Annotated in this window: 16 protein-coding genes; 11 read left to right on the top strand and 5 right to left on the bottom strand. The window is 32.4% G+C overall.

The window, feature by feature from the left end; translation table 11 throughout:
- Window positions 1–36 precede the first annotated feature (36 nt).
- The 8 genes from JMUB898_RS02790 to JMUB898_RS02825 all read left to right on the top strand — a co-directional run bounded on the left by JMUB898_RS02790 (window position 37) and on the right by JMUB898_RS02825 (window position 10,223).
- Window positions 37–3,720: a nitrate reductase subunit alpha gene (locus JMUB898_RS02790; protein ID WP_044466787.1), complete on the top strand. Its 3,684-nt coding sequence runs from the start codon at window positions 37–39 to the stop codon at window positions 3,718–3,720.
- The gene (narH, locus tag JMUB898_RS02795) at window positions 3,710–5,263 is read left to right on the top strand and encodes a nitrate reductase subunit beta (protein ID WP_002444044.1); all 1,554 of its coding nucleotides are present in this window, start codon (window positions 3,710–3,712) and stop codon (window positions 5,261–5,263) included. Before JMUB898_RS02790 ends, narH begins: the two co-directional genes overlap by 11 nt.
- Window positions 5,241–5,831, top strand: a complete 591-nt coding sequence (narJ, locus tag JMUB898_RS02800; RefSeq protein ID WP_161792491.1) for a nitrate reductase molybdenum cofactor assembly chaperone — start codon at window positions 5,241–5,243, stop codon at window positions 5,829–5,831. Before narH ends, narJ begins: the two co-directional genes overlap by 23 nt.
- Window positions 5,824–6,501: a respiratory nitrate reductase subunit gamma gene (gene narI, locus JMUB898_RS02805; RefSeq protein ID WP_002444041.1), complete on the top strand. Its 678-nt coding sequence runs from the start codon at window positions 5,824–5,826 to the stop codon at window positions 6,499–6,501. Before narJ ends, narI begins: the two co-directional genes overlap by 8 nt.
- A 19-nt stretch (window positions 6,502–6,520) precedes the next feature.
- Window positions 6,521–6,973 (top strand): nitrate respiration regulation accessory nitrate sensor NreA, encoded by a 453-nt coding sequence (gene nreA / locus JMUB898_RS02810; protein ID WP_037541636.1) that lies wholly within the window; start codon window positions 6,521–6,523, stop codon window positions 6,971–6,973.
- 9 nt (window positions 6,974–6,982) lie between these two features.
- Window positions 6,983–8,017 carry a sensor histidine kinase gene (locus JMUB898_RS02815; RefSeq protein WP_037541634.1) on the top strand — a complete coding sequence of 345 codons (1,035 nt, stop codon included), beginning with the start codon at window positions 6,983–6,985 and terminating at the stop codon, window positions 8,015–8,017.
- 19 nt (window positions 8,018–8,036) lie between these two features.
- Window positions 8,037–8,693: a nitrate respiration regulation response regulator NreC gene (nreC, locus tag JMUB898_RS02820; RefSeq protein WP_002444035.1), complete on the top strand. Its 657-nt coding sequence runs from the start codon at window positions 8,037–8,039 to the stop codon at window positions 8,691–8,693.
- 354 nt (window positions 8,694–9,047) lie between these two features.
- The gene (locus JMUB898_RS02825) at window positions 9,048–10,223 is read left to right on the top strand and encodes a nitrate/nitrite transporter (RefSeq protein WP_044466789.1); all 1,176 of its coding nucleotides are present in this window, start codon (window positions 9,048–9,050) and stop codon (window positions 10,221–10,223) included.
- A 103-nt stretch (window positions 10,224–10,326) separates the two neighbouring features.
- Here JMUB898_RS02825 and JMUB898_RS02830 read toward each other — a convergent pair whose 3' ends face one another.
- Both JMUB898_RS02830 and JMUB898_RS02835 read right to left on the bottom strand, forming a co-directional pair.
- Window positions 10,327–10,743 carry an Hsp20/alpha crystallin family protein gene (locus JMUB898_RS02830; protein ID WP_002444031.1) on the bottom strand — a complete coding sequence of 139 codons (417 nt, stop codon included), beginning with the start codon at window positions 10,741–10,743 and terminating at the stop codon, window positions 10,327–10,329.
- Window positions 10,744–11,032: 289 nt separating this feature from the next.
- Complete coding sequence (locus JMUB898_RS02835; protein ID WP_002444029.1) at window positions 11,033–11,479, bottom strand: MarR family winged helix-turn-helix transcriptional regulator; 447 nt, start codon at window positions 11,477–11,479, stop codon at window positions 11,033–11,035.
- A 164-nt stretch (window positions 11,480–11,643) separates the two neighbouring features.
- Here JMUB898_RS02835 and JMUB898_RS02840 point away from each other — a divergent pair, with 164 nt between their 5' ends.
- The 3 genes from JMUB898_RS02840 to JMUB898_RS02850 all read left to right on the top strand — a co-directional run bounded on the left by JMUB898_RS02840 (window position 11,644) and on the right by JMUB898_RS02850 (window position 14,219).
- Window positions 11,644–12,273, top strand: coding sequence for a nitroreductase family protein (locus JMUB898_RS02840; protein ID WP_002444027.1), 630 nt, complete (start codon window positions 11,644–11,646; stop codon window positions 12,271–12,273).
- A 120-nt stretch (window positions 12,274–12,393) separates the two neighbouring features.
- A complete protein-coding gene (locus JMUB898_RS02845; protein ID WP_002444025.1) occupies window positions 12,394–12,759 on the top strand; it encodes a DUF3139 domain-containing protein in 366 nt (121 codons plus the stop codon).
- Window positions 12,760–12,938: 179 nt separating this feature from the next.
- Window positions 12,939–14,219: a cation:dicarboxylate symporter family transporter gene (locus tag JMUB898_RS02850; protein ID WP_126501899.1), complete on the top strand. Its 1,281-nt coding sequence runs from the start codon at window positions 12,939–12,941 to the stop codon at window positions 14,217–14,219.
- A gap of 184 nt (window positions 14,220–14,403) precedes the next feature.
- Here the strand turns inward: JMUB898_RS02850 and JMUB898_RS02855 are convergent, their stop codons facing one another.
- The 3 genes from JMUB898_RS02855 to rsp form a co-directional block, all read right to left on the bottom strand.
- Window positions 14,404–14,754 (bottom strand): DUF4889 domain-containing protein, encoded by a 351-nt coding sequence (locus JMUB898_RS02855; protein WP_002444021.1) that lies wholly within the window; start codon window positions 14,752–14,754, stop codon window positions 14,404–14,406.
- A 178-nt stretch (window positions 14,755–14,932) separates the two neighbouring features.
- Entirely contained in the window at window positions 14,933–15,361 is a 429-nt protein-coding gene (locus JMUB898_RS02860; protein WP_241159062.1) for a pyridoxamine 5'-phosphate oxidase family protein, read from the bottom strand.
- Window positions 15,362–15,425: 64 nt separating this feature from the next.
- A complete protein-coding gene (gene rsp, locus JMUB898_RS02865) occupies window positions 15,426–17,531 on the bottom strand; it encodes an AraC family transcriptional regulator Rsp (RefSeq protein WP_044466791.1) in 2,106 nt (701 codons plus the stop codon).
- Window positions 17,532–18,140 lie beyond the last annotated feature (609 nt).

Raw genomic sequence — 18,140 nt, forward strand, 5'->3', positions numbered from 1 at the left:
GTAGCAAATGCATTTGATAGTAGGAGGATATTATTGATGGGAAAATTTGGATTAAATTTCTTTAAACCGACTGAAAAGTTTAATGGAAATTGGTCGGTTTTAGAACATAAGAGTAGAGAATGGGAGAAAATGTATCGCGAAAGATGGAGTCATGACAAAGTTGTTCGTACAACGCATGGCGTCAACTGTACAGGTTCATGTTCATGGAAAGTGTTTGTGAAAAATGGTGTTATTACGTGGGAAAATCAACAAACTGATTATCCGAGTTGCGGACCGGACATGCCTGAATTTGAACCTAGAGGATGTCCGAGAGGGGCTTCATTTTCATGGTATGAATATAGTCCACTTAGAGTGAAATATCCATATATAAGAGGTAAATTATTAGATTTATGGACTGAAGCATTAGAGGAGAACAACGGTCATCGCATTGCTGCTTGGGCTTCGATCGTTGAAGATGAAGAGAAAGCTAAAATTTATAAGGAAGCTAGAGGTAAAGGTGGACATGTAAGAGCGAATTGGAAAGATGTCACCGATATTATTGCTGCGCAAATTCTTTACACAATTAAAAAAGATGGACCAGATCGAATCGCAGGATTCACACCTATACCAGCAATGTCGATGATTAGTTATGCTTCAGGCGCTCGATTTATTAATTTATTAGGTGGAGAGATGCTTAGTTTCTATGATTGGTATGCAGACTTACCTCCTGCATCGCCACAAATTTGGGGAGAACAAACGGATGTACCAGAATCAAGTGACTGGTTTAATGCTGCTTACATTATTATGTGGGGCTCAAATGTACCGTTAACACGTACGCCTGATGCACATTTTATGACAGAAGTCAGATATAAAGGGACTAAAGTAATTTCAGTAGCACCTGATTATGCTGAGAATGTAAAGTTTGCTGACAATTGGTTGGCGCCTCATCCTGGTACTGATGCTGCTGTAGCTCAAGCGATGACGCATGTTATTTTACAAGAATTTTACGTTAATCAACCGAATAACATGTTTATAGATTATGCAAAACAATATACAGATATGCCTTTCATTATTATGTTGGACAAAGATGAAAAGGGTTATAAAGCTGGTAGATTCTTAAGAGAGAGCGACTTAGGAATTGAAAGTGAAAATAGTGAATGGAAACCAGTGATTAAAGATATGGTCAGCCAACAGTTTGTCGTGCCAAATGGAACGATGGGACAACGTTGGGAAGAAGGTAAGAAATGGAACTTAAAATTAGAAACAGAAGATGGTACTCAAATTAATCCAGCTTTATCAATGACAGATGATGATTACGAATTACAGACAATTCAATTTCCTTATTTCGATAGTAATGGTGATGGCATATTTGAAAGACCTATACCGACTCAAACCATTCAATTAGCAAATGGTGAAGAAGTTTGTGTAACGACTGTTTATGATTTGATGACAAGTCAATATGGTGTTCAACGCTTTAATCATGAATTAGAAGCACAATCATATGAAGACAGTACATCTAAATACACACCTGCGTGGCAAGAATCAATCACAGGCATCAAAAAAGAATTAGTCATTCAAGTAGCTAGAGAATTTGCACAAAATGCTATCGATACGAATGGGCGTTCTATGATTATTATGGGTGCCGGTATTAATCATTGGTTTAATTCCGATACGATTTATCGTGCCATATTAAATTTAGTAATGTTATGTGGCTGTCAAGGCGTAAATGGAGGCGGTTGGGCGCACTATGTAGGTCAAGAAAAGTGTCGTCCAATAGAAGGTTGGAACACAATTGCATTTGCTAAAGACTGGCAAGGACCACCACGTTTGCAAAATGGTACAAGTTGGTTCTACTTTGCAACAGATCAATGGAAATATGAGGAATCAAATGTAGATCAATTTAAATCTCCACTAGCCAAAAATATTAAACATCAACATCCTGCTGACTATAATGTGACGGCTGCACGATTAGGATGGCTTCCATCCTATCCTCAATTCAATAAGAATAGTCTTTTATTCGGTGAGGAAGCGAAAGAGGTTGGAGACAATTCAAATGAAGCCATTCTGAAAAGAGCGATAGATTCGGTTAAAAACAAGGAAACACAATTCGCAGTTGAAGATCCTGACTTAAGAAAGAATCATCCTAAAACACTCTTTGTTTGGAGATCTAATTTAATATCTAGTTCAGCTAAAGGGCAAGAATATTTCATGAAACACTTATTAGGTACGCGGTCAGGTTTAATGGCAGAACCTAATGAAGACGATAAACCATCAGAAATTAAATGGAGAGAAGACACAGTCGGCAAATTAGACTTGTTGGTGTCATTAGATTTTAGAATGACTGCCACACCACTATATTCTGACATTGTTTTACCAGCAGCTACTTGGTATGAAAAACATGACCTATCTTCAACTGACATGCATCCATTCATCCATCCATTTAATCCAGCCATTGATCCATTATGGGAATCACGTTCAGATTGGGATATCTATAAGACTTTGAGTAAAGCTATTTCAGAGATGGCTAAAGATTATTTGCCAGGAACATTTAAAGATGTTGTAACAACGCCTTTAGCTCATGATTCTAAACAAGAAATCGGTACAGCATATGGAGTAGTCAAAGATTGGTCTAAAGGAGAAGTGGAAGGTATACCAGGTAAAACAATGCCTAATTTCTCTATTGTAGAACGTGATTATACTCAAATTTACAATAAATATGTTACAGTCGGTCCTTTATTAGAAAAGGCTAAAGTCGGGGCACATGGTGTAAGTTTTAGTGTTTCTGAACAATACGAAGAATTAAAAAGTATGGTAGGAACTTGGAATGCTGATAACGACAATTCAATACGACATGGTAAACCACGTATTGATACAGCTAGAAAGGTAGCTGATGTGATTTTAAATATTTCTTCGGCTACAAATGGACAGTTATCTCAAAAATCTTATGAAGATTTAGAGAATCAAACTGGTATGAAATTAAAAGATATTTCAGAAGCACGTGCGTCTGAAAAAATATCATTTTTAAATATTACATCACAACCTAGAGAAGTTATTCCTACGGCAGTCTTCCCAGGTTCAAATAAAAATGGACGACGTTATTCACCTTTTACAACCAATATTGAAAGACTTGTACCTTTTAGAACCTTAACTGGCAGACAAAGTTATTATTTAGACCATGAAATATTCCAACAATTTGGCGAAAGCCTACCTATCTATAAACCAACTTTACCACCTATGGTATTTGGTACACGTGATAAGAAGGTTAAAGGCGGACAAGACGCCTTAGTACTTAGATATTTAACGCCTCATGGCAAATGGAATATCCACTCAACATATCAAGATAATGAACGCATGCTTACTTTATTTAGAGGTGGGCCTGTTGTTTGGATTTCTAATGAAGACGCAGAAGCACATGATATAAAAGATAATGATTGGTTAGAAGTCTATAACCGCAATGGTGTGGTTACTGCTAGAGCAGTTACATCACATCGTATGCCAAGAGGCACAATGTTTATGTATCATGCTCAAGATAAACACATTGAAACACCAGGATCAGAAATTACTGATACACGAGGTGGTTCACATAATGCACCAACAAGAATTCACTTAAAACCAACGCAACTGGTTGGAGGATATGCTCAAATAAGCTATCACTTTAATTATTATGGACCAATCGGGAATCAAAGGGATGTTTATGTGGCGGTAAGAAAGATGAAAGAGGTGAATTGGCTTGAAGATTAAAGCTCAAATAGCGATGGTCTTAAATTTAGATAAATGTATTGGTTGTCATACGTGTAGTGTTACATGTAAGAATACATGGACAAATAGACCTGGTGCGGAATATATGTGGTTCAATAATGTAGAAACTAAGCCAGGTGTGGGATATCCAAAGCGCTGGGAAGATCAAAGTCATTATAAAGGTGGCTGGATTCTAAATAAAAAAGGGAAACTCGAATTAAAGTCTGGTAATAGATGGTCAAAAATTGCATTAGGAAAGATCTTTTACAATCCTGATATGCCACTTATCAAAGATTATTATGAACCTTGGACATATAACTATGAACATTTGACAACTGCAAAAGAAGGTAAGCACTCACCAGTCGCTAAGGCGCATTCACTGATTTCTGGCGATAAATTAGATTTAGAATGGGGACCAAACTGGGAGGATGACTTAGCAGGGGGTCATGTCACAGGTCCAAAGGATCCAAATATTCAACAAATTGAAGAAGATATTAAGTTCCAGTTTGATGAGACATTTATGATGTATCTGCCGAGATTATGTGAACACTGTCTTAATCCAAGTTGTGTTGCATCGTGTCCTTCAGGCGCTATGTATAAAAGGGATGAAGATGGCATCGTATTAGTCGATCAAGACGCGTGTCGAGGCTGGCGTTATTGTATGACTGGTTGCCCTTATAAAAAAGTTTACTTCAACTGGAAAACGAATAAAGCTGAAAAATGTACATTTTGTTTCCCTAGAATAGAAGCAGGTATGCCAACAGTTTGTTCAGAAACGTGTACAGGTAGAATGAGATATTTAGGTGTTCTATTATATGATGCTGATCGCGTTCAAGAAGCGGCTTCTGCAGTGGATCAAAAAGATTTATATGAAAAACAATTAGATTTATTCTTAGATCCATTTGATGAAGAAGTAATCGCTGAGGCTGAGCGACAAGGATTAAGTCATGAATGGATTAATGCAGCTCAAAATTCTCCAGTATATAAACTCGCTGTAGAATATAAAATGGCATTTCCATTACACCCAGAATTTAGAACAATGCCTATGGTTTGGTACTGCCCACCTTTAAGTCCGATTATGAGTTATTTCGAAGGTCAAAACGCAGGACAAAATCCAGATATGATTTTTCCTGCGATCGAAGAAATGCGTTTACCTATTGAATATTTAGCAAATCTATTAACTGCAGGGGATACGGCACCTGTCAAACAAGGCTTACAAAAAATGGCTATGATGAGAAGTTATATGAGAGCAAAAGTGACTCAACAACCGTTTGATTATTCTAAACTTGAACGCTTAGGTTTAACAGAAAGCCAATTAAACGATATGTATCGATTATTGGGAATCGCTAAGTATGAAGATCGATTTGTTGTTCCGTCATCACATAAAGAAACGTATTTGGACACTTATAAAGCTCAAGGAAGTCAAGGGTATGGTGGAGAATACTTTGGCGCTAATTGTGAAGGCTGTGGTGTGGCAGTAGGTTCTGGTAAAACAGGACAAGAGATTTATAATGATAATTTCTATGGAGGGATTTTCCGTGATTAATCTTCAGAAATTACATCTTTTTCAAGAAAGCTTAGGTTATCTAGGACAACAAATTAATTTTCCGGAGAAACTTACCTTTCATCCAACAACATTCGAAGAAACCATTACACAGTCGCACCCAGGTTATGAAGAATTAAGTCATTATCGAAATATAATGATGCAATATTCTTTATTTGAAATCAAAGCCATCTATACGGATACGTTTGATTTTAGTAAAAATTATCCTTTATACATGACATATAATAAATTTGATACTCAGAAAGAACGCGGACAAATGTTAGCTAAGTTGAAAGTATTGTATGAAATGTTTGGACTTAAAATGGTAGATAACGAGTTGTCAGATTACCTACCATTGATGCTTCAATTCTTACAAATTGCCGATTGGGAGAATGATGACCGAGCACAGGAAAATTTGCAATTAATTATTATGATTATTGAAGATGGAACTTACGAAATGGCTAATGAACTTGCTAAAAATAATAACCCTTATGCGTATGTAATTAAAGCTTTAAGAAAGACTTTAAAAGCGTGTATCGAGTCGCCTAGAGAGGTGGAAAGCCATGCTTAATCAATTTATTTGGATTATCTATCCGTATTTGTGTTTAACTATTTTCATTATTGGACATTTAGCACGCTATAAATATGATCAATTTTCTTGGACGGCGAAATCCAGCGAATTAATTGAAAAGAAACAATTAAAATGGGGCAGTTTATTGTTTCATTTAGGTGTTATTCCAGTATTTTTTGGGCATGTGGTAGGTTTATTGGTACCTGCAAATTGGCTTGAAGCGGTTGGAGTTAATAATCATATTTATCATATTGGTGCGGTATATATAGGAAGTATTTTTGGTATAATAACATTATTAGGTATGATGTTACTTACGTTAAGAAGACTTACAATCAAAAATGTAAGACGTTTAAGTTCTTTTTCAGACATATTCGTTAATATTCTTCTGTGTATCATATTGATAATGGGTTGTTATTCAACTATTTTCACGAATGCAGTCCAACCTGATTTTGACTATCGCCAAACCATAGCCATTTGGTTTAGACATTTATTTATGTTTTCACCTAATGCTGACCTTATGTTAAATGTACCGTTATCTTTTAAAGTTCATATCTTATTAGGATTCACAATATTTGCATTATGGCCATTTACGAGATTGGTTCATGTGTGGAGTGTCCCGCTTTCATATATGAATAGAAGATATATTATTTATCGGAAAAATAAAGTTTAATGAAGAGGGGATGGGTAAGTTGAAACCAGAATCTTTATTACACAACAAAAGTCTACAAGATAATTTAGATCGATTGAGAAAGAACGAAGGTTATGATTTTGGCGCAATTGCAATGTATGAGCATTATCATAGATCTTCTCCAATTAAATGGAAATATGTCTCAGGAAATACGAATGAACGGTACAAACTTATTATTTTAAGAAAGGGCAGAGGCTTAGCTGGTACTGTTATGAAAACAGGGAAACGTATGGTTATTGCAGATGTAGATATGGCATTAACTCAAGCCGAGAAAATAAAGTTTCCCATCATCTTGAATGAAGCACTAACAGCAGTAGTAGCAGTACCATTATGGCTTGATGAACAAATGTATGGTGTATTATTGTTAGGTCAACGAAATCATCAACCTCTTCCACAGACATTAGAACAACTTGATATACAAAGTCAAATTGGATTTTTTACAGAAATGAATTAGGTGATAACCATGCAAAGTAAACTAGAAGGCAGTATTGAAGCACTATTGCATAAGTACTACGATGCGACGACTGAAAAGATTGTCTTTGTGAATCATCTCGGTAAAATTATAGCGATGAATGACGCCGCTAGCGATATTTTATCTGAAGAAGATAATTATAATGCGATGACTCATGCAATTTGCAATCGTTGTGAAGGATATTCTAATGAATATGATATTCAATCTTGTGAGAATTGTTTTTTAGAAGAAAATCAACTACAGAAATCAAATTTCCAAGTATTTATGAAGACGAAAGATAATAAAGTAGAACCTTTTACGGCTACATATCAAACGATTGATTCAGACAGAGGGATTAGTGCGTTTACTTTACAAAATGTGTCTCCTCAAATTGAGAGACAAGAAAAAATGTATCAACAAAAGATGTTGCATAAATCGATTCAAGCACAAGAAAATGAACGAAAAAGAATTTCTCGTGAACTTCATGATAGTGTGATTCAAGAAATGTTAAATATTGATGTTGAACTGCGACTTTTAAAATATAAATATCAAGATGAAAATTTAGTAGACAGTGCGCAGCATATTGAGGGTTTAGTATCGCAACTCATTGATGACATTAGAAATCTATCAGTCGAATTGAGACCCTCCTCATTGGATGATTTAGGTATTGAGGCTGCCTTTAATTCTTATTTCAAACAGTTTGAAGAGAATTATGGTATTCAAATTAATTATCAATCTAATATCAAAGGTATGCGTTTTGATAATGAGGTTGAAACGGTGGTATATCGTGTGATTCAAGAAGCTGTATTAAATTCATTAAAATATGCTGAAGTAAACGAAATAGAAGTGAATATTAATAAAAGTGACAATAGATTACTAGCTGAAGTTGTAGATCGTGGAAAGGGTTTCAATATTGAGGATAAGCCTAAAGGATCAGGGTTGGGCTTTTACGGCATGAAAGAACGTGCTGAATTAGTTAATGGAAATATTAACATTGAATCTCATATTAACAAGGGAACCATCGTAACGTTAGATATACCTATATAAAAATCTTGGGGGAATTAATGTGAAGATTGTTATAGCAGATGACCATGCTGTAGTAAGGACTGGATTCTCAATGATATTAAACTATCAAGAAGATATGGAAGTTGTAGCAACTGCAGCAGATGGTGTGGAAGCATATCAAAAGGTCTTAGAGTATAGACCCGATGTTTTAATATTAGATTTAAGTATGCCACCTGGCGAATCAGGTTTAGTCGCTACAAGCAAAATTTCTGAAAGCTTCCCAGAGACAAAAATTTTAATTTTAACAATGTATGATGATGAAGAATATTTGTTTCATGTACTGAAAAGTGGTGCGAAAGGTTATATTTTGAAAAATGCGCCTGATGAACAGTTAATATTGGCTGTGAGAACGGTATATAGAGGGGAAACATATATTGATATGAAATTAACCACTTCTTTAGTTAATGAATTTATTAATCAATCTAACCAAGAAGAAGTTAATTATTCATCAGACCCATTTAAAGTTTTGTCTAAACGAGAACTTGAAATCTTGCCTTTAATTGCCAAAGGATACGGTAATAAAGAAATCGCTGAAAAGTTATTTGTGTCTGTAAAGACGGTCGAAGCACACAAAACGCATATAATGAATAAATTAAATCTTAAAAGTAAACCAGAACTTGTTGAATATGCGTTGAAAAAGAAATTGCTTGAGTTTTAAATGAGTAGAACGCTCACTTTTAAGAATATAACAAACCAAAAATAGCTATGAAAAATCGATAACGGTTTTTCATAGCTATTTGTATTTAAAGGCTGAGTCGCGACTTTCAAGAGAGGAAACTCATCTCTAGGTTCAGCACATTAATAACTCAATTTATTATAGGGAAAAAGAAGCTCTAAATCAGGGGAAATCCTTATGTTCATTTTTTCACAATCATCTTAAAATTAAATTGTAATTAGTACTGTGTCTATATCACTTATTCGCTTTTAACGACTTTTAATTTTGACCTCTTATCAGATGATAGGCGCGGTACTAATATTTGTTTACTATAAATTTTATGAAGGTGAAAACAACATGAAAAAAGGAGTTTATCAGCTTACATTACAAACGCTAAGTTTAATAGTTGGATTTATGGCATGGAGTATTATTTCTCCATTGATGCCGTTTATAACTCAAGATATTCAAATTTCGGCTAGCCAAGTATCTGTGATTTTAGCTATTCCGGTCATTTTAGGATCAGTTTTGCGTGTACCATTTGGTTATCTTACAAATATAATTGGTGCTAAATGGGTATTTTTTAGCAGTTTTATTATTTTGTTATTTCCTATATTCTTTTTGGGACAAGCACAAAGCACGACAATGCTTATGGTATGTGGCTTCTTCTTAGGAGTAGGGGGTGCAATCTTCTCAGTAGGTGTAACGGCTTTACCAAAATATTTCTCTAAAGATAAAGTAGGACTAGCTAACGGTATATATGGAATGGGAAATATAGGAACAGCGATCTCATCTTTTTGTGCACCTGTTCTTGCTGGTTTAATAGGTTGGCAAAGTACAGTAAGAAGTTACTTAATTATTATCGGTTTATTTGCAGTATTAATGTTCTTATTGGGAGATAATAAAGAAACGAAAGTTAAAGTACCTTTAATGTCACAAATGAAAGTGTTATCGAAAAATTATAAATTATATTATTTAAGTTTGTGGTATTTTATTACGTTTGGTGCTTTTGTTGCATTTGGTCTATTTTTACCGAATTATTTAGTTCATCATTTTGAAATTGATAAAGTAGATGCGGGTATTCGTTCAGGAGTATTTATTGCACTTGCAACATTCTTAAGACCACTTGGTGGAGTGTTAGGGGATAAATTTAATGCAGTAAAAATGCTTATCATAGACTTTATGTTCCTGATTATAGGAGGCATGATTTTAAGTTTATTTGATGGTATGATTCACTTCACAATTGGTTGCTTAGCGATAAGTATTTGTGCGGGTATTGGTAATGGTCTTGTCTTTAAATTAGTTCCATCATATTTCTCAAAAGAAGCTGGCTCAGCTAATGGTATCGTGTCAATGATGGGAGGACTAGGTGGTTTCTTCCCACCTTTAGTCATCACGTTTGTGACTGGTTTAACAGGATCTAGTCATCTTGCCTTTGGATTACTTGTGTTATTCGCATTGATTGCGTTAATGACAATGATTCATTTATATAAAAAGGAAAACGTCTCTAACATTTCAACGATATACGACAAATAGCTAATATATGACAAATTAATTTTACTATTTGTTTAAAATACGATTGCTTAAGCATATACATTATAACCCTCAATTCTTGATAGAGTTGAGGGTTAAATTTTATTTATTGAATTGCAATCGTTGTCGCTTTCTCGTCTTCATCGATGACTTTAGGCAATGTAACGTATAAAACGCCCTCTGCATGGTTAGCAGTAATCGCTTCTTTATTAATGTCATCGAACTTAAAATGTCTTTCTAATTCACCAGTTGAACGTTCGTTTAACTGTATTTTTTGGTTTTCATTTTTAAGCTTTTTATTGGCTTTAATCAATAATATATTTTGTTCAAATTTGAGTGAAATATCTTCCTTACTTACGCCAGGTAATTCTGCCTCTACGATATATGCCTCGTCTGTGTCATAAATATTTGTAGGGAAGGCGCTTGATGAAAATTGATTATAGACTTGTTTGCCTATGTCTTTAAACAATTCGCTAGGATCATTTTTGAAAAAATTATTATTAAAGAACTCATTACTATTCATTATACTCCACTCCTTAAAAAGTGTTAGATAATCAATTGATGATAGGACACCTAAATTTCAACTTCATTATATAAATTGAGTTGAAATAGGTAAAGCAAGAACACTTTTAAAAAAGAGGTATTTATATAAGTTTAGTAGGGATTATGAGTAAAAAAATATTTGGTTCGTACGAGAGAATAAGACAAAAGCTTACTATACATACTGTTGTTATTAAGTTGTGCCGTTTATGCCGAAGTTGAATGTGTCAAAGATTTTCAAAAAGTCTACTTTTGTCTCTTCTCTGCTAGTATTACTTTTCTAGATTTTTATCAAAATTTTTAGAAACAAAATTTTGTAAGTTCGCAATTAATTCTTTAGCTTCATCTTGATTGATATTAAATTCACTATAAACTTTCATCGAGATATCTGATAAAGTCTTTTTTATTTCTTTACCTCGTTCTGTTAGTGAAATTTGAAGATTACGTTCATCCTTCTCTTCACGGCTTCGAACGACATAGTTTTTCTTTTCAAGCTTTTTCAATAAGGGGGTCAGTGTTCCCGAGTCTAGAAATACTCGTTCACCAAGTTTTTTAATATTAAGTTTCTCATCATCTTCGATCGCCATTAGTACTATGTAACCTGTGTAGGTAAGTTCATACTCTTTAAGGTAATTCGTGTACTTCTTAATGATTTCTTTGGACGAAACATAAAATAAAAAACATAATTGTTTACTTAAATAACTATTCTCTACATACATTAAATCACTCCTTGTTAAAGTAACAATATTATGAAGTGTATGACTTGTCAAGTGCTGATTTCATCACTATAATCAAATTGTTTTAAATTAAATTTAGGGTGCAATTGAATCAAATTTATTTGATTGTAAAACTCAAACGAATATAGAAAAAGGGGAATTGAGATATGAGCAGAATAAATGATTTTAATGAAATACTTAATGAAAGAAAATCGGTAAAGGTATTTGACAGTGACTATAAAATTCCACATGAAGAAATGGATGAAATCATAATTAAAGCTACAAAGGCACCTTCTTCAGTTAATATGCAACCATGGAGAATTGTCGTTGTTGATAGTGATGAAGGTAAAGCTAAACTTAAAGATGCATTTGGATTTAATTCAAGACAACTGACGACATCATCAGCAATGATTATTATATTTGGTGATTTGCAAAATTATGAAAAAGCGGAACAAATTTATAGTGATGCTGTAGACCAACAACACATGACTGAAGAAATCAAAACGCAAATGTTAGAATGGATTCTTCCTTATTACAAAGGACTTTCAAAAGAAGGTATGAAAGATATTGTAAATATTGATAGTAGTTTAATGGCAATGCAATTCATGCTCACAGCTAAAGCTTATGGATATGATACAAATCCAATTGGTGGTTTTGATAAAGAAAATATTGCTGAAATTATCGGTTACGACTCAGAAAGATATATACCTGTGTTAGCAATTGCTATTGGTAAAAAAGCTCAAGAAGCACATAGCTCTGTTAGATTACCTGTTCATGAAATTAGAGAATATTTATAATATGAGTTTGCTATTGATGAAGTAAGATGAGAACATTTTGTTACAATATGAATGAATCTCTTTAACAACAATCATAATTAGTTCATACTTAACAAGATAAGTATAAAAGGAGTTTCTATCATGAGTAGAAAACAGGTTATTTTTAGAATTATAATTATATTAATCATTTCTCTTATTTTAGCTGTTGTATTTTTCTTTGGGCTAAAAACTTATCAAGGTCATAAAAATATTGAACTTATGGATAGCTATATTAAAGAACACCATCTTCAAGATAAAATCAAAAAACAAGAGACTTTATATAGTGCGAAAAAAGGAATGTATTATAAACAAATTGTTTATAAAGACGAACCCAATGTGACTTATGTACTTCAACCGATAAGTACGAATAAAGGTATTTTCTCTGAAGGTTTTGATAGTGAAACTAAGAAAAGTATCAAAAAAGCTAAACACAGTGATTTCGATAAAAATTATAAACCCTCTAAATAAGTAGATTTTATGACACACGATTTCAAATAAACGTTGGAATCGTGTGTTTTTTACAATATTTATTGTTTTTTCATGCGGAACCTTAAAACTTTTATTCATTATCCAAGTTAAAATTTATGTAGATATTTTAATTTTATCTGATATAATTAGGTGATGTCAGATGAAGGGGAGTTTGCATTATGGCTCTATTCAAGAGAAAAATAAGTTTACCAACGCAAGTTATTATTGCATTGGTACTAGGTGTCATCGCGGGGCTTTTATTATTTGGACAAGATAATGTAGCAAATTACATTAAGCCATTTGGTGACATTTTCTTAAATTTAATTAAAATGATTATTATCCCGATTGTATTCTGTGCATTAGCCTTATCTATTTCGAATTTAGGGGATTCAAAAAAGGTAGGAAGCTATGGATGGAAAGCAATCCTTTACTTTGAAATTATAACAACAGTCGCTATAGGGTTAGGGATTATCATAGGTAACTTGTTCAAACCAGGTTCAGGTTTAGATCCTGATAAATTACCTAAAGGCGATATTTCTAAATATCAATCTTCAGCACAATCAGCTGAACAAGCTACAACATACGGTAATCATTTAATTGATACTATCGTAAATATTGTGCCTACTAATTTATTTGAATCTTTAGCAAAAGGTGATTTATTACCAATCATCTTCTTCGCTGCTTTCTTCGGCTTAGGATTAGCTGCTATTGGTGAAAAGGCAGAACCTGTTAAAGGTTTCTTAAATGGTACATTAGAAGCAGTATTTTGGATGATTAATAAAATTTTAAAACTCGCTCCTATTGGAGTATTTGCATTTATATGTACTACTGTTATGACATTTGGCGCATCAGCTTTAATTCCGTTATTAAAATTATTAGTTGTTGTTGTTTTTGCAATGATCTTCTTTGTGGTAGTTGTATTAGGCATCGTTGCAAGAATGGTTGGAGTAAGTATCTTCTCAATCATGAAGATTTTAAAAAGCGAGTTGTTGCTTGCATTTTCAACTTCAAGTTCAGAAGCAGTACTACCAGTTATTATGAAGAAAATGGAAAAATTTGGTGCACCAAAAGATGTGACATCATTTGTTATTCCGATTGGTTATTCATTTAACTTAGACGGTTCAGCATTATATCAATCTATCGCAGCATTATTTGTGGCTCAAATGTTTGATATTCATTTATCATTAACACAACAAATCGTGTTGATGGCTACTTTAATGATCGCTTCAAAAGGTATGGCTGGCGTGCCTGGTGTATCTATTGTAGTTTTATTAACAACACTAGGTTCTATGCATTTACCAGCACAAGGTCTTGCATTAATTATCGGAATTGACCGTTTATTAGACATGGTTCGTACATGTGTTAACGTGATGGGTAACGCATTATCAACTATTGTTATTTCTAAATGGGAAAATGTTTACGATAAAGAAAAAGGCCAAGAGTACCTTAAAACACTATAAAAATTTATATCTGACATTTTTAGCGAATCTTAAAACTTTAGTTTTTAGATTCGCTTATGCATTTGTCCAAAGACAAATGTAAACATATGGAAACTTTAGTTTTTAGATTTGCTTAAAAAAAGACCTTGAAATGAAACAGATTCTTTCATTTCAAGGTCTTTTTTATCATATAGGTATGGCCGTATTACATGCCGTGGTGCATACCTTTCATATCATGTATTTTAGACATTAATCCATGGGGAACATCATCATGATCTACTTTTTTAACTTTAGTAATTTTACCTGATTTTTCATCTTTGAAAATCATGACAAAATCTTCTTTTTTCACTGAAACGTTAGCATTTGATGGTAACTTAACATTTTTCTCTATTTTTTCATCTTTTTCGCTAATCATTTTGTCTATTGTAGTACTATTTTTCATAATACCGTAATACGTATCTTTTTTACCTCCAGTCATCATCATAATGACAAGTACAATACATACAATCAACATGATTGCGATAAGTCCGAAACCTAAGGCTTTCTTATTTTTCATAGCTGTATAAAACTCCTTTATCTATATTACTTCATTTATACAAAACTTCTAATCACTTTGCAATTGTATTTAAAACATTTTTAAAATTAAAAACGTTAAAAATTCATAGAATGATAACATTTTGATAATCAAAAAGCCCTCTGCCATCAATTTCATGACAAAGGGTTCGAATAAACAGTTAAACTTCTATTGTAATAGGTGTATCTAAATCATCATCATTCATTAACTTAATTGATTTAGGTTGTACTTTTAATACACATAATTCCGGATCTTGTTTTGAATCGAAGAACGTCTTATCTTGAGTTTCCCATAACCAATCAATCACTTTTTGATCTTTAACAACCTCAATTTGAGCATCAATTTCTACAAAACTATTATTTGTAGTCTCGTTATAACCTAATAAGATATAGGCATAAGGGTTATCTTCAATTTCTTCCACTTTTACTGAATTAATGTTTGTTTTAGTATATAAAGTTAAATCATCATTGTAAAAAACCATATATCTACTATTAGGTTTATTATTATATGCAGTTGATAATACACCGACTTTTGAATTGTCTAATACTTTTTCTATTGCTTGAGTTGCTTGTTGTTTATCCACACTCATCATCTCCTTATTCATTCATATATCCAATCGGAGACGATATTAAACCAAAGCTCTTTATTGACTTTTATAACGGTTTAATGCAGATATATTTCACCTCATCATGTTTCAGTGTAAGTTGAAATGGTTTGTGATTTTCCTCTTGGACAGCCAATTCTGTTTTAGGATGATTACATTTATCTAATTCTTCAAGAATACTTCGTTCAATGTATAATAACTCTTTACTTTTTGGTAGTAAGTTCTGAATTGAACCATGTTCATTGTTTAAAGTATTAATAATGATGAGAGAATTTACATTTAATTGATTTTTGAAAATGAATTTCTGCTTACTATCAGATAAGTAACGGTCATTAATTTTATTAAATAATAGAAAATGATAATTTCCGCCTTTACGACTCATCAAATAGTTGTTTCCAACTTCCAATGGTTCATCTACAAATGAAGCAACCATTTTGTAGATATGCATTAAAGGTAGTGGGCTACCATAGCTATTGAATAAAGAAATATATTGTGAATCGTCATCAATAAGTTGATAGCTAATTCCACCACCGTATCTCATTAAAGCGATTAAATGACATACTAAATCTGATAATTGCAGAGGGTTAGCGCCATTATTAGTATATTTAAAGCATTTTAATGATAGATTGTTATAGACAAATCTTGTGGAAGAGATACCAGAATCTAACATAAACTGTTTATAATTTTCAAAATGTGTAGATGAGTGATGATATGTTTTGCGTTTATTTAATAATAAATTTTTAGTTTCAAGATTTTCGATATCAATAAAATAATAGTCAAAATTTAAACGTTTCATGATGTCGTAGGTATGATCAATCGACGCAGATTCACGAAGTAGGCCTTCTACAGTCATGCCATATCGGATTTCCCTATTTTTATTTTTAATTTTCAAATGACATAGATGAATTTCATTGACTGACATGCTCTCTGAATCGAAGACAAGCATGAGTTTAACTAACTTTTTATTAGTTTTGTAATCTTGGTTACTTTGTAAAAATGACAATATCACTTGATTAATAGCTTCAAATTGTTGTGTAGTTTTTATTTTCATGGCTAGGCCGATATCTTTTTCGAATAACTTTTCAAAGCAACGGTTTAATAAATTGAAATTGATATGACTCACAACAATGTCACTAATGTCTTGAATGAATACGACGGGTTGAGGTAAGTATGAAAAATCGATGTCATAATACTCATTGAATACAAACTGAAATAACTCATTAAAGTTTTCGAAACGAATAAACGCTTTAGAACTTTTGGTGCGATCTTTAGGATTAAACTGGTCAATATCTTTTTCAGTAATTTCAGTAGCGAGTTGGTCATTAAATTCAAATTGGTTAATTAAATCTTTAAATTCTGAGTAATTTTCATTAATAAATTGAATCGTAGGGTTTAATTCAATTTTAGAAATATAAGATCGGAACTGCTTAGGACTAAATCCTAAATAATTTTTAAATTGGTTTGTAAAATTTGTATGACTGCTAAAGCCAGAATGTTCAGATATCGCATTGATAGAGTCATCAGTAGATAATAGTAATTTAATTGCATGTATCACTTTTAAACTTGTGAAGTAGTCTTTAAAGTTCATATTTAAATATCTTACGAATAAGTTTGAACAATATGATTCTGAAATATTGCAGTGCTGTGCCACTTGCCGTAGTGATAACATTTCTGAAACTTTGGTATGGATATAGGTTAGACCTTCGACGAATATAGGATGGTTGATAGCAACTTTAGGAATATATTTTCCTTTGTACCTAATTACTGACTCTTTATATAAAGTTTGTATAATTTTTGAAATTGCTTGATTATCTTGTTCCTCATTATTCATAAATCGATGGATAGATTGTAGAATAATATTTTTAACGAAACCACTTGATTGCAATAAATGTCTGTCAAAGTAACATTTAAAGAATTGATTATCTTCATTATAAAAATAAAAAACAGGTATAGAGAGCGTAACTAAATTCGAGGATTGATTAACGTAATAAATATCTGTTTGATTAATAATAGCGATATGGTTGTCTAAATCCTTCGTTTCTCCATTGATTGTAATCTTAAGATCATTTGTTAATGAAAACATGAGAATGATTCGATTAATATTGCGAGTAGGGGGCGAATGATGATGTTTATATATATTTAAAAGACAAGTCATGATTTAGAAATAGGCTCCTTATTGAATATTAAATGTTATTATAATGTATTCTTGTAGAAATGGTAATAGTGAAAAATAAAATTTTTTATTCGTGATGTTAAGCAACCTATTCAAAATTATAAGTAGTGTACAATACAAATAATTATTTAGGAATATAGAGTTCTTATTTTGGAAATTTTAGATAGAGTGCAAATGAATTTTTTGGTACATAATAAATATAGATTTCGACACAATGTAAATTCAAAAAAGAAGTTGATGTAAAGTCTTAGACGATTTACGATTAATTTTAAATTGAATTAATTTTTGGAGAGAAATCACAGCAATTAAATGTACGATGTTTGTTTATTACATCTAGAATCGACAACAGAAAAAAAGAAACATCAAAAACAACACATATTTTTCTACCTTTAATTGTTTAACTATACCAATAGAATAAACAACAAGAAGAATTCAGTTATACTTAATAATTTTCTCGAAACTTATTCATCAATCATCTTAGAAATAGGCATCTAGAAAGTAATGGCACCATGGAATAAGAAAATGTTCAAACAACTAAGAATCAATTACATCATGAGACGAACATTCTTTCTTTAACAACCAGAATCAACA

Origin of the sequence: Staphylococcus caprae (genome assembly GCF_003966625.1) — a bacterium.
Lineage (GTDB): Bacteria > Bacillota > Bacilli > Staphylococcales > Staphylococcaceae > Staphylococcus > Staphylococcus caprae.

What these genes read in the sequence shown, in the direction of transcription:
- JMUB898_RS02790 (WP_044466787.1), top strand. Translation starts at nt 37, where the DNA reads ATGGGAAAATTTGGATTAAATTTCTTTAAACCGACTGAAAAGTTTAAT.
- narJ (WP_161792491.1), top strand. Translation starts at nt 5,241, where the DNA reads ATGGAGGGATTTTCCGTGATTAATCTTCAGAAATTACATCTTTTTCAA.
- narI (WP_002444041.1), top strand. Translation starts at nt 5,824, where the DNA reads ATGCTTAATCAATTTATTTGGATTATCTATCCGTATTTGTGTTTAACT.
- JMUB898_RS02815 (WP_037541634.1), top strand. Translation starts at nt 6,983, where the DNA reads ATGCAAAGTAAACTAGAAGGCAGTATTGAAGCACTATTGCATAAGTAC.
- JMUB898_RS02825 (WP_044466789.1), top strand. Translation starts at nt 9,048, where the DNA reads ATGAAAAAAGGAGTTTATCAGCTTACATTACAAACGCTAAGTTTAATA.
- JMUB898_RS02830 (WP_002444031.1), bottom strand. Translation starts at nt 10,743, where the DNA reads ATGAATAGTAATGAGTTCTTTAATAATAATTTTTTCAAAAATGATCCT.
- JMUB898_RS02835 (WP_002444029.1), bottom strand. Translation starts at nt 11,479, where the DNA reads ATGTATGTAGAGAATAGTTATTTAAGTAAACAATTATGTTTTTTATTT.
- JMUB898_RS02840 (WP_002444027.1), top strand. Translation starts at nt 11,644, where the DNA reads ATGAGCAGAATAAATGATTTTAATGAAATACTTAATGAAAGAAAATCG.
- JMUB898_RS02845 (WP_002444025.1), top strand. Translation starts at nt 12,394, where the DNA reads ATGAGTAGAAAACAGGTTATTTTTAGAATTATAATTATATTAATCATT.
- JMUB898_RS02850 (WP_126501899.1), top strand. Translation starts at nt 12,939, where the DNA reads ATGGCTCTATTCAAGAGAAAAATAAGTTTACCAACGCAAGTTATTATT.
- JMUB898_RS02855 (WP_002444021.1), bottom strand. Translation starts at nt 14,754, where the DNA reads ATGAAAAATAAGAAAGCCTTAGGTTTCGGACTTATCGCAATCATGTTG.
- JMUB898_RS02860 (WP_241159062.1), bottom strand. Translation starts at nt 15,361, where the DNA reads ATGAGTGTGGATAAACAACAAGCAACTCAAGCAATAGAAAAAGTATTA.
- rsp (WP_044466791.1), bottom strand. Translation starts at nt 17,531, where the DNA reads ATGACTTGTCTTTTAAATATATATAAACATCATCATTCGCCCCCTACT.